General features: G+C 69.7%; 9 protein-coding genes. 7 read left to right on the top strand and 2 right to left on the bottom strand.

The genetic code is table 11. From position 1 onward, the window contains the following. Window positions 1-6 precede the first annotated feature (6 nt). From EOD73_RS03665 to purL, 7 genes are all read left to right on the top strand, one after another. Window positions 7-711: a succinate dehydrogenase iron-sulfur subunit gene (locus EOD73_RS03665; RefSeq protein ID WP_127680951.1), complete on the top strand. Its 705-nt coding sequence runs from the start codon at window positions 7-9 to the stop codon at window positions 709-711. Continuing rightward, window positions 711-1,010 (top strand): FAD assembly factor SdhE, encoded by a 300-nt coding sequence (locus EOD73_RS03660; RefSeq protein WP_127680949.1) that lies wholly within the window; start codon window positions 711-713, stop codon window positions 1,008-1,010. Before EOD73_RS03665 ends, EOD73_RS03660 begins: the two co-directional genes overlap by 1 nt. Further along, entirely contained in the window at window positions 1,007-2,317 is a 1,311-nt protein-coding gene (gene gltA / locus EOD73_RS03655) for a citrate synthase (protein ID WP_127680947.1), read from the top strand. The genes EOD73_RS03660 and gltA overlap by 4 nt, the downstream gene beginning before the upstream one ends. Window positions 2,318-2,375: 58 nt before the next feature. Next, the gene (locus EOD73_RS03650) at window positions 2,376-3,284 is read left to right on the top strand and encodes a ribokinase (protein ID WP_127680945.1); all 909 of its coding nucleotides are present in this window, start codon (window positions 2,376-2,378) and stop codon (window positions 3,282-3,284) included. Beyond that, on the top strand, window positions 3,281-4,240 hold the full coding sequence (locus EOD73_RS03645; protein ID WP_164845939.1) for a nucleoside hydrolase: 960 nt from the start codon (window positions 3,281-3,283) through the stop codon (window positions 4,238-4,240). The genes EOD73_RS03650 and EOD73_RS03645 overlap by 4 nt, the downstream gene beginning before the upstream one ends. A gap of 19 nt (window positions 4,241-4,259) precedes the next feature. Then, entirely contained in the window at window positions 4,260-5,579 is a 1,320-nt protein-coding gene (locus EOD73_RS03640) for a TRZ/ATZ family hydrolase (RefSeq protein ID WP_127680941.1), read from the top strand. Window positions 5,580-5,674: 95 nt separating this feature from the next. Next, window positions 5,675-9,637, top strand: a complete 3,963-nt coding sequence (gene purL, locus EOD73_RS03635) for a phosphoribosylformylglycinamidine synthase (RefSeq protein WP_127680939.1) — start codon at window positions 5,675-5,677, stop codon at window positions 9,635-9,637. A 13-nt stretch (window positions 9,638-9,650) separates the two neighbouring features. Here the strand turns inward: purL and EOD73_RS03630 are convergent, their stop codons facing one another. Further along, on the bottom strand, window positions 9,651-13,541 hold the full coding sequence (locus EOD73_RS03630; protein WP_127680937.1) for a PAS domain S-box protein: 3,891 nt from the start codon (window positions 13,539-13,541) through the stop codon (window positions 9,651-9,653). A gap of 4 nt (window positions 13,542-13,545) precedes the next feature. Continuing rightward, entirely contained in the window at window positions 13,546-14,670 is a 1,125-nt protein-coding gene (locus EOD73_RS03625; RefSeq protein ID WP_127680935.1) for a S1C family serine protease, read from the bottom strand. Window positions 14,671-14,711: the final 41 nt, after the last annotated feature.

The raw sequence follows: 14,711 nt of genomic DNA, 5'->3' as shown, positions 1-14,711 counted from the left end.
GCCGTCATGACGAAACGCACCTTCAAGATCTACCGCTACGACCCGGACAAGGACGCCAAGCCTTACATGCAGACCGTCGAGGTCGAACTCGACGGCAGCGAGCGCATGCTGCTGGACGCGCTCATGAAGCTGAAGTCGGTCGACCCGACCATCAGCTTCCGCCGCAGCTGCCGCGAGGGCGTGTGCGGCTCGGACGCGATGAACATCAACGGCAAGAACGGACTGGCCTGCCTGACCAACATGCGCTCCTTGCCGGAGGTGGTCGTGCTCAAGCCGCTGCCCGGCCTGCCCGTGGTTCGCGACCTGATCGTGGACATGACGCAGTTCTTCAAGCAGTACAACTCGATCAAGCCCTACCTGGTCAACGACAGCATCCCGCCCGAGAAGGAGCGCCTGCAGTCGCCCGAAGAGCGTGACGAGCTCAACGGCCTGTACGAGTGCATCTTGTGCGCCAGCTGCTCGACCAGCTGCCCCAGCTTCTGGTGGAACCCGGACAAGTTCGTCGGCCCGGCCGGCCTGCTGCAGGCTTACCGCTTCATCGCCGACAGCCGCGACCAAGACACCGCCGGCCGCTTGGACAACCTGGAAGACCCGTACCGCCTGTTCCGTTGCCACAGCATCATGAACTGCGTGGACGTGTGCCCGAAGGGCCTGAACCCGACCAAAGCCATCGGCAAGATCAAAGAGCTGATGGTCCGCCGGGCCGTCTGATGCCCACCTACCTCGACGAACGCGAGCTCAGCAAGCTGCACTGGCGCTGCCGGCGCGGCTTGCTGGAGAACGACCTGTTCATCGAGCGTTTTTTCAAGCGACAAGCGGAGCAAATCACGTTGGCGCAGGGCGCGGCCTTGACGAGGCTGATGGACCTGAGCGACAACGATCTGCTGGACCTGTTGCTGGCTCGCAAAGAGCCCGAAGGTGAGCTGGATCAACCCGATGTGCACGCCTTGCTGGCGCTGATGCGCCAACCGCCGCAGAATTCTTCGCAAACCCAAGGAGCCCCACGATGACCCCGTCCGACGTCAAGGCCACATTGGCCTTCAGCGATGGCAGCCCCAGCATGGAACTGCCGATCTACAAGGGCTCGATCGGCCCGGATGTGATCGACATCCGCAAGCTGTACGCCCAGACCGGCAAGTTCACCTACGACCCGGGCTTCCTGAGCACGGCCTCGTGCAACAGCACCATCACCTACATCGACGGCGACAAGGGCGAGCTGCTGTACCGCGGCTACCCCATCGAACAGCTGGCGGTGAACTGCGACTACCTGGAAACCTGCTACCTGCTGCTCTACGGAGAGCTGCCGAACGCCGACCAGAAGGCGTCCTTCAACGACCGCGTGATGCACCACACGATGGTCAACGAGCAGATGCAGTTCTTCCTGCGCGGCTTCCGCCGTGACGCCCACCCGATGGCCGTCATGACGGGCTTGGTGGGCGCCCTGTCGGCCTTCTATCACGACAGCACGGACATCAATAACCCCGAGCACCGCGAGATCGCGGCGATCCGCCTGATCGCCAAGATGCCCACGCTGGTGGCCATGGCCTACAAGTACACGATCGGCCAGCCCTACATCTACCCGAAGAACGACCTGAGCTACGCCGGGAACTTCATGCGGATGATGTTCGCCACGCCCTGCGAGGACTACAAGCCCAACGACGTGCTGGTGCGCGCGATGGACCGCATCTTCACCTTGCACGCCGACCACGAGCAAAACGCGTCGACCTCGACCGTTCGCCTGTGCGGCTCGTCGGGCACCAACCCGTTCGCGGCCATCGCGGCCGGCGTGGCCTGCCTGTGGGGCCCGGCGCACGGGGGCGCCAACGAGGCCTGCCTGAACATGCTGGCCGACATCCAGAACCAAGGCGGCGTGGCCAAGATCGGCGAGTTCATCAAGCAGGTCAAGGACAAGAACAGCGGCGTCAAGCTGATGGGCTTCGGCCACCGGGTCTACAAGAACTACGACCCGCGCGCCAAGCTGATGCGCGAGACCTGCCACGAGGTGCTGGGCGAGCTGGGTCTGCAGAACGACCCGATGTTCAAGCTGGCCATGGAGCTGGAGAAGATCGCGCTGGAAGACGAGTACTTCGTTGCCCGCAAGCTGTACCCGAACGTGGACTTCTACTCGGGCATCGTGCAGCGCGCCATCGGCATCCCGGTGCCGCTGTTCACCGCCATCTTCGCGCTGGCCCGCACGGTCGGCTGGATCGCCCAGCTGAACGAGATGATCGGCGACCCCGAGTACAAGATCGGCCGCCCGCGCCAGCTCTTCGTCGGCGCCACTTCGCGCGACGTCAAGCCCATCGGCCAACGCTGATCGGCCACCGGCCCGACCGACGCCCCCGCCCGCGGGGGCGTTTTCATTGGAGGTTTCCATGCCGACCGACGTCCTCGTGCTGGGCAGCGTCAACCGCGACCTGATCGTTCACGCGCCGCGGCTGCCCGTGCCCGGCGAGACCCTGCGTGGCCAGCGCTTTGCCAGCAGCTTGGGGGGCAAGGGGGCGAACCAGGCGGTGGCCGCCGCGCGCCTGGGCGCTCGCGTGGCCCTGGCGGCCCGCGTGGGGCAGTTGGAGCAGGGCGCGGCCTTGGTGGCCCAGCTGGCGGGCGAGGGCGTGGACGTGCGCGCGGTGCAGCAGCCCGCGGACGAGGCGCCGGGCGTGGCCTTGATCGTGGTGGGCGCGGCCGACGGGGAGAACCAGATCGTCACCGTCGCCGGCTCGAACGGAACGCTGCCGCTCGATCAAGTCGAGAGCCTGCCCCTGGCGGGCTTGCGCTGGCTCGTGGCGCAGCAGGAGCTGCCGCTGGCCTCCATCGCCCGGGCCTTCGAGCGCGCGCGCACCCTGGGCGTGAAGACCTTGCTGAACGCAGCCCCCTACCGGCCGGAGTCGCTGGGCCTCTTGCCGCTGTGCGACCTCCTCGTGGTGAACCAAGGCGAAGCCCAGTCGCTGTTGCCGGGGCCGGTGGCCGGTGCCGAGGACGCCGCCCGTGGCTTGCTGGCCCTGGGGCCGCGCGCGGTGCTCGTGTCCTTGGGGGCCGAGGGCTTGGTCTGGGCCGACGCCGAAGGCGTGCAGCGCGCCGCGGCCGCCCGCGTGGTGGCGGTGGACACGGTGGGCGCGGGCGACACCTTGGTGGGCGCCTTGGTCACCGCCCTGGCCGAAGGGCAACCCGTCGCGCAGGCGCTGCGCTTCGCGCAGGCGGCCGCGGGCTTGGCGGTGTCGCGCACCGGCGTGCAAGACGCCATGCCGCGCCGTGCCGAGGTGGAGGCCGCCCTGGCATGCGCATGAAGCTCTGGCTCGATACCGACCCGGGCGTGGACGACGCGCTGGCGCTGGCGCTGATCCTGGCGCGGCCGGAGTTCGAGCTGCTCGGCGTTTCGACCGTGTTTGGCAATGCCAGCGTCGAGCAAACCACGGCCAACGCGCTGCGCTTGCTGACCCTGTTCGGCCGCCCTGAACTGCCCGTGCATGCGGGCGCGGCGCGGCCCTTGGTGGGCGAGCCTCGCTTTGCGGCGGCCGTGCACGGCAACGATGGCATGAGCGGCTGCACCGCGCAGCTGCCCGAGCCCGCCGGTGCGGCCCATCCCGTGTCGGCGGTCGAGGCCTTGCTGGCCGCCAGCCACGCCCACGCCGGCGCGTTGCACCTCGTGGCCGTGGGTCCGTTCACCAACCTCGCCCTGGCGCTGCGGCAAGACCCCAGCCTGCCGCAGCGCGTGGCCAGCCTCACGCTGATGGGCGCGGCCTTTGGCGGCCATGGCTACACCGGCAACGTCACCCCCTGCGCCGAGGCCAACGTCCACAACGACCCCCGCGCAGCGGCCGAGGTGCTGGCCGCGCCCTGGGCACGGTGCCGGGTGATCGGCCTGGATGCCACGCAGCGCACGCGCATCCCTATCCACCGCCTGGCGCCCTTGGCCGAGGGCAATGCCACGCAGCGCCTGCTGTGGGCTGCCAGCCAGCCCTACGCCGGCTACTACGCCACGCGCGATGGCGAGAACGCCTTGGTGGCGCACGACGCCACCGCCGTGGCCGCGCTGCTGGCGCCGGAAGCGTTCACATGGCGCACCGGGCCCATTCGCGTGGTCGAAGGCGGCTTGGCCCACGGCCAGACCGTGCAAGACTGGCAGCACCTGGCCTCGGCCACCGATTCCGAATGGCAAGGCTTGCCGCCGCATGCGGTGGCCACCGACACCGACGCCGAAACCCTGACCCTGCTGTGCCTCCAGGCCTGGCAGTCCTGCTGATTCTTTGAGGAGACCCCCGATGACCGCGACCCTGCTGCTGCCCCGTTGGCTGCTGACGATGAAGACCGGTGAACCGGTGCAAACCGGCCAGGCCGTGCTGCTGGAGGGCGAGCGCATCGCCGCCGTGGGCGCCGCCGCCGACCTGATGGCGCTGCACCCCAACGCCACCCGCGTGGAGCTGCCCGAGCACGTGCTGATGCCCGGCCTGATCAACAGCCACACCCACAGCGCCATGAGCCTGCTGCGCGGCGTGGCCGACGACCTGGGCCTGATGGACTGGCTGAACAACCACATCTGGCCGCTGGAAAAGCAGTGGGTCAGCCATGCGTGGACGCGCCTGGGCAGCCTGTTCAGCGCCGCCGAGGCCCTGCGCGGGGGCGTGACCACGCTGAACGACATGTACTTCTTCCCCGAGGCCATGGCGGAGGCCGCCTTGCAAGCCGGCATCCGCGCCGCGGTCTCGATCAACGTGATCGACTTCCCCACGGGGTACGCCTCAGGGCCGGACGACTACATCGCCAAGGGCGTGGCGGCCTACGAAAAGTACAAGGGCGAAAAGCTGCTGCAGTTCACCAGCAGCCCGCACGCGCCCTACACGGTCAGCGACGAGACCTTTGTCAAGCTGCGCCAGCTGTCCGAGCAGCACGACATGGTCATGCACTGCCACATCCACGAAACGATGGACGAGGTCAACGGCGGCGTGCAGCAGCACGGGGTGCGCCCCCTGGCCCGCCTGGAAAAGCTGGGCCTGATGAACGAACGCATGATCGCCGTGCACATGGTCCACCTGACCGACGACGAGATCGCCATGCTGGCCAAGAACAAGGTGCACATCGCCCACAACGCCAGCAGCAACCTGAAGCTGGCCAGCGGCATCGCCCGCGTGGCCGACCTGGACGCCGCGGGCGTCAACGTGGCCCTGGGCACCGACGGCGCGGCCAGCAACAACCGGCAGGACATGTTCGAAGAGATCCGCCAGGCCGCGCTGCTGGCCAAGGGCAGCACCGGCCAGCCCACGGTGGTCAACGCCCGCCGCGCGCTGGAGATGGCCACGATCGGCGGCGCCAAGGCCCTGGGCCGCGAGGCCGACCTGGGCTCCATCGAGGTGGGCAAGCTGGCCGACGTGATCGCCGTCGACCTCTCGGCCCCCGAGTGCCGCCCGGTCTACCACCCCGACGCCCAATTGGTCTACGTGGCGGCGCGCGAGCACGTCAGCGACGTCTGGGTGCAGGGCGAGCGCGTGCTGAAGCAGCGCCAACTGACCCGCTTCAACCTGTCGCAGGTGCTGGCCGAGGTCGAGGACACCGTGGCCAAGATGAAGGCCGGGCAGGGCGCCTGAGGCGTCCGCCCCAGTCGGCTCAGTAGAATCCCGCATCTCCACCCCCGCCGGCCACCGCCTTTGCGTGGCCGGTGCTATTTCTAGCGCTCCACGCCATGGCCAGCTCCCAGCATCTGCAGTGTTTCGAGGGCGGCAACGCCTTGTCCGCCTTCCGCGCGAAGGCCTTGCTGAATCGCTTGCAGGCGGCGGTGCCGCGCGTCAAGGCCGTCCAAGGCCGCTTCGTGCACTGGGTGAGCAGCGCCCAGGCGCTGGACGCGGCGCAGAACGAACGCCTCGCCGCCTTGCTGACCTACGGGCCCGCCGCCGCGCCCCAGGCCGAGGGCGCCTTGGTGGTCGTCACCCCGCGCCTGGGCACGCTCAGCCCCTGGGCGTCAAAGGCCAGCGACATCGCGCACAACTGTGGCTTTGCCATCCAACACGTGGAGCGCGTCACCGAGTACACCTTGGTGCTGGACAAGCCCTTGCTGGGCAGCGCTAAGCCCCTGAGCGAGGCGGAGTGGCAGGCCTGCGCTGGCGTGCTGCACGACCGCATGACCGAGAGCGTGCTGCGCCAGCGCGACGACGCCCGCCACCTGTTCGACGAGAAGCAAGCGCAGCCCCTGGAGCGCGTGGACGTGCTGGGCCAAGGCCGCGCGGCGCTGGAGCGCGCCAACGCCGACTGGGGCCTGGCCCTGAGCGGCGACGAGATCGACTACCTGCTGGACGCCTTCGGCACCAAGCTGAAGCGCAACCCCAGCGACGTTGAGCTGATGATGTTCGCGCAGGCCAACAGCGAGCACTGCCGCCACAAAATCTTCAACGCCCAGTTCGTCATCGACGGCGAGGCGCAGCCGCTGTCGATGTTCGGGATGATCCGCAACACCGAGAAGCTCAGCCCCCAGCACACCGTCATCGCCTACGCCGACAACGCCGCCGTGATGACCGGCCACGCCATCGAGCGCTGGCTGCCGCGCGCCGGCCAGGTGTACGGCGCCGCCGACGAGCAGGCCCAGGTGCTGATGAAGGTGGAAACGCACAACCACCCCACGGCCATCTCGCCCTTCAGCGGCGCGGCCACGGGCGCCGGCGGTGAGATCCGCGACGAAGGCGCCACCGGCCGCGGCGCCAAGCCCAAGGCGGGCCTGACGGGCTTCACCGTCAGCCACCTGCGCCTGCCGGGGTTGGCCGAGCCCTGGGAGACGCCCGAAAGCAAGCCGGCGCACATCGCAAGCCCGCTGCAGATCATGATCGACGGCCCCATCGGCGGCGCCGCCTTCAACAACGAGTTCGGCCGGCCCAACCTGCTGGGCTACTTCCGCGCCTACGAGCAGGCCGTGGCCGGCGTGCAGCGGGGCTTTCACAAGCCCATCATGATCGCCGGCGGCTTGGGGCAAATCCGCGCCGACCTCACCAAGAAGATCCCGTTCCCGCCCGGCACCCTGCTGGTGCAGCTGGGCGGTCCCGGCATGCGCATCGGCATGGGCGGTGGCGCGGCCAGTTCCATGGCCGCCGGCGTGAACAGCGCCGAGCTGGACTTTGACTCGGTGCAGCGCGGCAACCCCGAAATCCAGCGCCGCGCGCAAGAGGTCATCACCGCCTGTTGGGCCATGGGGGCCGACAACCCCATCCTGGCCATCCACGACGTGGGCGCGGGCGGCATCTCCAACGCCTTCCCCGAGCTGGTGAACGACGCTGGCCGCGGGGCGCGCTTCGACCTGCGCGCCGTGCCGCTCGAAGAGTCGGGCCTGGCCCCCAAAGAGATTTGGTGCAACGAGAGCCAAGAGCGCTACGTGCTGGCCATCGCGCCCGAGAGCCTCGACGCCTTCCGTGCCCTGTGCGAGCGCGAGCGCAGCCCCTTTGCCGTGGTGGGCGTGACCACCGCCGAGCCGCAGCTGCAGCTGGTGGACGAAGGCCAAGACACCCCCATCGACATGCCGATGGACGTGCTGCTGGGCAAGCCGCCCAAGATGACCCGCGACGTGAAGCGCGTGGCGCGCGACGCCGGCCGGTTTGACGCCGAGGCCATCACCGACCTGGCCGCCACCGCCCACGCCGTGCTGCGCCACCCCACGGTGGCCAGCAAGCGCTTCCTGATCAGCATTGGCGACCGCACCGTGGGCGGCCTGACGCACCGCGACCAGATGGTCGGCCCCTGGCAGGTGCCCGTGGCCGACGTGGCCGTGACCCTGGCCGACTTCCGCGGCTTGGCCGGCGAGGCCATGAGCATGGGCGAGAAGTCGCCCCTCGCCGCCGTGGACGCGCCGGCGTCGGGCCGCATGGCCGTGGGCGAGTGCCTGACCAACCTGCTGGCCGCGCCGGTGAACCTGGACCGCGTCAAGCTCAGCGCCAACTGGATGGCGGCCTGCGGCGAAGCCGGCGAAGACGCCGCGCTGTACGACACCGTCAAGGCCGTGGGCATGGACCTGTGCCCGGCGCTGGGCATTGGCATCCCGGTGGGCAAGGATTCGCTGTCGATGCGAACGAAGTGGGACGGGAATCAAGTCACGGCCCCCGTGTCGCTGATCGTCAGCGCCTTCGCCAGCCTGGACGACGTGCGCGGCACGCTCACCCCGCAGCTGCAAGCGGGCGACACCAGCCTGATCCTGGTCGACCTGGGCCAAGGCCGGGGCCGCATGGGCGGCTCCATCGTGGCGCAGGTCAGCCAGCAGTTCGGCGGCCCCGTGCCCGACTTGGACGAGCCGGCCCAACTCAAGGCCTTGTTCAGCGCCGTGAACGCGCTGCGCAGCGAGGGCAAGCTGCTGGCCTACCACGACCGCAGCGACGGCGGCCTGTGGGCCGCGGTGGCCGAGATGGCCTTTGCCGGCCGCGTGGGCGTGGCACTGAACCTTGATGCCGCGATGACGCCGAGCACCGCCGTCAGCGACAGCCTGAGCGACCACGGCGACGCCAAGAATTGGGCCCAGCAGGTGAGCGGCCGCCGCCACGAGCAGCTGCTGCGTGCGCTGTTCAACGAAGAGCTCGGCGTGGTGCTGCAGGTGCGCACCGCCGACCGCGACGCCGCGATCGGCGTGCTGCGCGCCCACGGACTGTCGACCCACGCCCACGTCGTGGGCAAGACGACCGCCGACGCCGCCCTGAGCGTGTGGGCCGACGCCAAGTGCGCCTTCAAGATCGCCCTGGGCGAAGCCCTGGCCAGCTGGGATGCCGTCAGCCACCAGATCGCCCGCCTGCGCGACAACCCGGCCTGCGCCGCCGCCGAGCACGCCGCCGCCATCGACCCCACCGCACCAGGCCTGCACCGCCACGTTCCGTTCGACACCGCCAGCCTGCCCACCGTGCTGCCCGCCGGCCGCGGCCCGCGCGTGGCCATCCTGCGCGAGCAGGGCGTCAACAGCCACGTGGAAATGGCCTACGCCATGGCCCTGGCCGGCTTCGAGGCCGTGGACGTGCACATGAGCGACCTGCAGTCGGGGCGCCAGCACTTGAAGGACTTCCGCGGCTTCGTGGCCTGCGGGGGGTTCAGCTACGGCGACACCCTGGGCGCCGGCGAGGGCTGGGCCCGATCCATCCTGTTCAACCCGGTGCTGAAGGCCCAGTTCGAGGCCTTCTTCGCCCGCCCCGACACTTTCGCGCTGGGCGTGTGCAACGGCTGCCAGATGCTGGCGGCGCTGGCCGAGATGATCCCCGGCGCCAACGCCTGGCCGCGCTTCGTGCGCAACGAGAGCGAGCAGTTCGAGGCGCGCCTGTCGATGGTCGAGGTGCTGGACTCGCCCTCCATCTTCTTCACCGGCATGGCGGGCACCCGCGCGCCCATCGCCGTGGCGCACGGCGAGGGCCGGGCCGACTTCTCGGTGCAGGGCGACGAAGCCGCCGTGTTGCGCAGCATGCGCTTCGTCGACGGCCACGGTCAGCCCACGCAAGCCTACCCGGCCAACCCCAACGGCAGCCCGGCGGGCCTGACCTCGGTGACCACGCCCGACGGCCGCTTCACGGCGCTGATGCCACACCCGGAGCGCGTGTTCCGCAACGCGCAGATGAGCTGGTCGGGCAGCGCGGCGCTGGGCGAGGCCTCGCCCTGGTTGCAGATGTTCGTGAACGCGCGTCGCTGGTGCGCCTGAACGGGCGCCCGCCTCAGCCCGGGGCGCGGTAGCCGGTGAGGTTGCCGCCGTGGGCGCCATCCAGTGGCGCCTGCAGCGGCAACTCGAAGACGAAGCGGGAGCCCTGTCCGGGCGCGGTGTCCAGTTGCAGGCTGCCGCCGAGGATGACGGTCGCGATGTTGTGCACGATGTTCAAGCCCAGGCCCGTGCCGCCTTGGCCGAGCTTGGTGGTGAAGAAGGGGTCGAAGGCGCGGCGCTTGACCTCGTCCCTCATGCCCACGCCGTCGTCGGCCACCACCAGCTCCAGGCGGTCCTTGCCGGGCAGGCGGCGCGCCTTCAGGGTCACCAGGCCGTCGTCCCGGCCGTCGAAGGCGTGCAGCTGGGCGTTGATCAGCAGGTTGGTCAGCACACGGCCCAGAGCGCCGGGGTAGCTGTCCATCCACAGTTCGGGCTCGATATCGGTCTCGACGCGCATGCCGCTGTGCTTCAGTTGGGGACGGGTGACCGAGAGCACGTCGTCGACGACCTGGGCCAACGCGAAATGGCGGCGCTGCTCGCTGGTTTGGTCGGCCGACAGCTGCTTGAAATGCTGCACCAGGTCCGCGGCATTGCCCAGGCTGCGCAGCAACAACTGCCCCACGGCCTGCACGTCGGTCAAGAAGGCGTCCAAGGTGGAGCGACGCACGGCGTTGGCGGCCACGGCCCGCTGGATCTCGGTGCAGCGGTCGGCCAAGGTGCTGGCCGCCGTCAGGCTGGTGCCGATGGGCGTGTTCAGTTCGTGGGCCACCCCGGCCACCATCGAGCCCAGGGCGGCGAGCTTGTCGCTGCGCACCAGGTCGTCGTGGGCGCGCGCCAGGTCTTGCGTGCGCTGCGCCACGCGCTGCTCCAACTCCGCGTTCAATTCCTCCAGCGCGCGCTGCGCCCGCACCTGGGCCGAGGTGTCCATGACGATGGCCAAGTAGCCGTGGAACTGACCTTCCCGGTCCACCATGCGGCTGAAGCGAAGCGCGCAGTTCAAACGCTCCCCCGTCTTGCGCACGAAGGTCCAGTGGGTCAGGGTGCTGTCGCCGGTCTCGGCCAGGGGCAAGGTGAAAACCTCGGCCTTGTGCACCCGGCGCCCCAAGTCCTGTGACATCGCATCGGCCTTGGCCTGCAGCTCGGGCAGGTCGTGCAGCATCAAGGTCGAGCGCCCGATGACCTCGTGCTGCGCGTAGCCGAACAGGCGCTCGGCCCCCCGGTTGAAGAGCTCGATCTTGCCCTTCAGGTTGACCACCAAGATGCCAACGTCGAGTGCCGAGTCCAAGACGCTCTGGAGGCGGTCGCGCGTGTCGCGCAAGGCTTCCTCGTGGCTGAGTGCCGCGGTCACGTCGCGCGCGATCGCCACGTGACCCAACAAGGCGCCGGCGTGGTCGCGCATCTCGGACAAAGTCACCGACACCCGCAGTCGCGTGCCCGACTTCGCCACCAGGGTGTAGAGCTGCGTGCGCTGTTCGCCCGGTTCGCGGGCCTGCAGGGCCATGACCTCGCTCGGCGACACCGGGCGACCGAGTCGGTCGCTCCACGCCTTCAAGCGCAGCCCGAACGCCGCGGCGTCGTACAGGCGGTCGGGCAGGGCGCCGACCATCTCGTCGGCGCTGTAGCCCAGCATGCGCTCGGCCCCACGGTTGAACAGCATCACGCGGCCCTGGAGGTCGGTGGACACGATGCCGATCTCGTCGGCGGCGTCCAAGACCGCTTGCAGCCGGGCGGTGCTGCGCACCAATTGCTCTTCGGCTTCCACCTGCTCGCTCACGTCCCGCGCCACCGCCATGTAGCCCGTGAGCTGGCCCTTGGCGTCGCGCACCGGGCTGAAGGTGTGGGAGACCCGCCGGTGGGTCCCATCGTCGGCGCGCACGTAGGTCCACAAGCGGGTGTTTCCCCCGTCCAAGCCCGCGGCCTGGCGCTCGAAGACCTCGTGCCAAGGCACTTCCCGCCCCAGTTCCTGCGCCAGCCGTTGCCGCTCGGCGTCAATTTCACTGGCGAGGTGAAAGCGGCGGGGCGAGCGACCGATGGCCTGCTGGGCGCTGCAGCCCAAGAGCCGTTCCGCGCCGCGGTTGAAGAGTTGCACCCGGCCTTCAATGTCGAGGCAAACGATGGCCACGCCCTCGGCGCTGTCCATCACCGTTTGCAAACGCTCGGCGGTCCGGGCCAATTGCTGTTGGGTGCCGATTTGGTGGCTGAGGTCAATGGCAACGCCCAGGTGCCCCACCACCTGCCCGCGCCGATCGCGCAGCTCGCTCAGGCTCAGGGACACGGGCACCCGGCGGCCGTCGGAGCGGATGTAGGTCCAGGTGCTGCTCTCTCCTTGCCTTCGGGTCAGCGGGTGCATGAACACCTCGCCCGGGGCCACCGGGGCACCGCTGGCCTGGGTCAGGGCGGCGGCGCGCTCGGCCATCTCGTCGGGGTCGTGGAAGCGGTGGGGCGAGCTGCCCAGCACCTCCCGCGCGCGGTAGCCCAGCATCAGCTCGGCCCCCCGGCTGAAGTCGGTGATGCGGTTGTCCAAGTCGGTGGCGATGACCGAAATGCCCGTTGCCGAGTCCAGCAGCGATTGCAGGTGGTCGCGGGTGCGCCCCAACTCGTCGCGCATGTGGGCCAGGGCGCGCTCGGTCTGGCGCATGGCGGTGAGGTCACGACCGACGCCGCGATAGCCTTGGAACTGCCCCTGCGCATCGAACACCGGCTCGCCCGACACGGAAATGACGCGTTCGTGGCCCCGGGGGTCGCGCATCCGGTATTCGAAGTCGCGGAAGGGCTCGCGGCGTGCCAATTGTTGGCGGTGAGCCTCCCAATCGGCCTCGGGTTGCACGCCAGGCGCCTCCCAGCGCAAACAGCCCAGGGCCTGTTGCAGCGAGGCCAGGGCCGGGTCGTTGCCCAGTTGCAGGCGACTCAGGCGCAGGTCGCGGTCCTGCTCCCAAAACCAGTCGGAACCCATGCGCGCCAAGGACTGGAAGCGCTCCCGCAGGGCCTCGCTTTCGGCCTGGGCTTGGGCGCGCAAGCTGGCCTCGGCCGCCAGTTCGGCATGGCGCGTGGCCAGCAGGTGGCGTTGGCGCGAGGTCAGGGTGGTCAGGCCGGTGAGCAACAGGCTGCCCAGGGCCAGCAAAAGCACGCGGGGGTGCAGCCAGGGCAGGTGAGCGGGCCATCCTTGGGCCGGCCGGGCTCGCAACTGCCAACGCGCCCCAGGGAGTTGCGTGTCCGCCGTCACCACGTCGTCGGTGTGCAGGCCGCCGTCGCCGCCGACCAGGCCGCCCAAGCCGCCGTTGCCCTGCAGTTCGTACAGGGCGATGGACAGCTCGGCATGGGGCCAGCCCATGCGCCGCATCAAGGCATCGCGATCGACCACGGCCGACACCACGCCCCAGTAGCGCAGGCTTCCGTCCTCGCGCCGCAAAAAGACGGGGCGCCGCTGGATGATGCCCAGCCCGCCTTGGACGAGGCGCACCGGCCCCACCACCAGCGGTGTGCCCAAGGTGCGGGCGCGCTCGACCTGGGCGTACTGCGCGGGCACGCTTCGGTAGTCGAGGTTGAGCACGGCCTCGTTGCCCTCGACCGGCGCCACAAAACGCGCCACGTCGTTCGGCGCCACGACCAGGCTGCGCAGCCGTTGGCGTTCGGTGATGCTGTCGCGCGTGAATCGGTCGAAGCGGGCCTGCGTCATCTGCCCGTCGTCTTGGATCAGTGTGGCCAGGCCCAGGGTCGGGCTGAAGCTCTGTTCAACGGCCTGGTCCAACTTGGCCTTGGCCACCTGCACCTGCTGCTCCACCTGGCGTCGGGCCTGGTTCAAGGCCTCGTCGCGCGCCTGCCAGGCCGACAGGCTCACCGCCACCGCGCCCAGCAGGGCGACGAGCAGCGGCGGCAGTTGCCAGGGCCAGAGCGAAGCAGGGGTCACAGGGTCATTCCGAGGCCACGACGGTGACGGGCAAGGTGAGGCTGCGTCCTTCGCGCCACACGGTCAGGCGCACAGTGTCTCCCGGCGCGCGCTTTTCGAGTTCGTTGAGCAGGTCGTCGAAGTCGCTCACGGCGGCGTCGTTGATCGCGGTGATCACGTCGCCGATCACCAGCGCCCCGTCGCGACGCCGCTGGAAGGGCTTGAGGCCAGCACGATCGGCCGGCCCGCCGGGGGCGATGCGCGTGACGGCGATGCCGCGGGGCAGCTTGTACTGGCTGTTGGCTGCCAGGGCGCTGCCGTCGATGCCCAAGGCCGGGCGGATGAAGCGACCGTCGCGGATCAGGCGCGGCACGATGCGGTTGACCTCGTCGACCGGGATGGCGAAGCCGATGCCGGCGCTGGCGCCGCTGGGGCTGTAGATGCTCGTGTTGACGCCGATCAGGCGGCCGGCCGAATCGAGCAGGGGGCCGCCGCTGTTGCCGGGGTTGATCGCGGCGTCGGTTTGGATGGCGCCGCGGATGCTGCGGCGGGTCACCGATTCGATCTCCCGGTTCAGCGCCGACACGATGCCGGTGGTGAGCGTGAAGTCCAGGCCGAAGGGGTTGCCGATGGCGTACACCTTCTGCCCCACCTGCAACTCGCGGCTGGTGCCGATGCCGATGGCCGGCAGCTTGGCCGCCGGCGCGTCGATGCGCAGCACCGCCAGGTCGCGGTCGGGGAAGGCGCCGACCACCTGGGCGTCGTAGGCGCTCTGGTCGGCCAGGGTGACCTTGGCCCGGTCGGCGCCCTGGATCACGTGGAAGTTCGTGACGATGTGGCCTTTGTCGTCCCACACAAAGCCCGAGCCGGTGCCGGTGGGCACCTCGGCCACCCGCCGCGAAAAGAAATCGCGTTGCGCCTGCAGGGTGGTGATGTGCACCACCGAAGGCGACACGCGCTTGAACACGTTGACGTTGTTTTGCTCGTCGGCCTCCAGCGGGCCGCGGGGCGTGACGGGGCGGGCTTGGGCGCTGGCGTCGGCGCGGCCAACGGCATGGGGCGGCCAGCAAGCGGCCAGCAGCAGGGCGGTGGCCAGGGCGAGCCAGGGGGCCCAGCGTCGCCAGGCGGGGGCACGGTCGGTCAAGGGCATGGTGCGCTAGAGGGCGGCGTTGGCCGCCGGTCGATCGGACA

The sequence above is a fragment of the Inhella crocodyli genome (assembly GCF_004004565.1).
Taxonomy (GTDB): Bacteria; Pseudomonadota; Gammaproteobacteria; order Burkholderiales; family Burkholderiaceae_C; genus Inhella; species Inhella crocodyli.
This window is presented reverse-complemented; position numbering and strand designations above follow the sequence as displayed.

What these genes read in the sequence shown, in the direction of transcription:
- EOD73_RS03640 (WP_127680941.1), top strand. Translation starts at nt 4,260, where the DNA reads ATGACCGCGACCCTGCTGCTGCCCCGTTGGCTGCTGACGATGAAGACC.
- purL (WP_127680939.1), top strand. Translation starts at nt 5,675, where the DNA reads ATGGCCAGCTCCCAGCATCTGCAGTGTTTCGAGGGCGGCAACGCCTTG.
- EOD73_RS03625 (WP_127680935.1), bottom strand. Translation starts at nt 14,670, where the DNA reads ATGCCCTTGACCGACCGTGCCCCCGCCTGGCGACGCTGGGCCCCCTGG.
- EOD73_RS03645 (WP_164845939.1), top strand. Translation starts at nt 3,281, where the DNA reads ATGAAGCTCTGGCTCGATACCGACCCGGGCGTGGACGACGCGCTGGCG.
- EOD73_RS03650 (WP_127680945.1), top strand. Translation starts at nt 2,376, where the DNA reads ATGCCGACCGACGTCCTCGTGCTGGGCAGCGTCAACCGCGACCTGATC.
- EOD73_RS03660 (WP_127680949.1), top strand. Translation starts at nt 711, where the DNA reads ATGCCCACCTACCTCGACGAACGCGAGCTCAGCAAGCTGCACTGGCGC.
- EOD73_RS03665 (WP_127680951.1), top strand. Translation starts at nt 7, where the DNA reads ATGACGAAACGCACCTTCAAGATCTACCGCTACGACCCGGACAAGGAC.
- gltA (WP_127680947.1), top strand. Translation starts at nt 1,007, where the DNA reads ATGACCCCGTCCGACGTCAAGGCCACATTGGCCTTCAGCGATGGCAGC.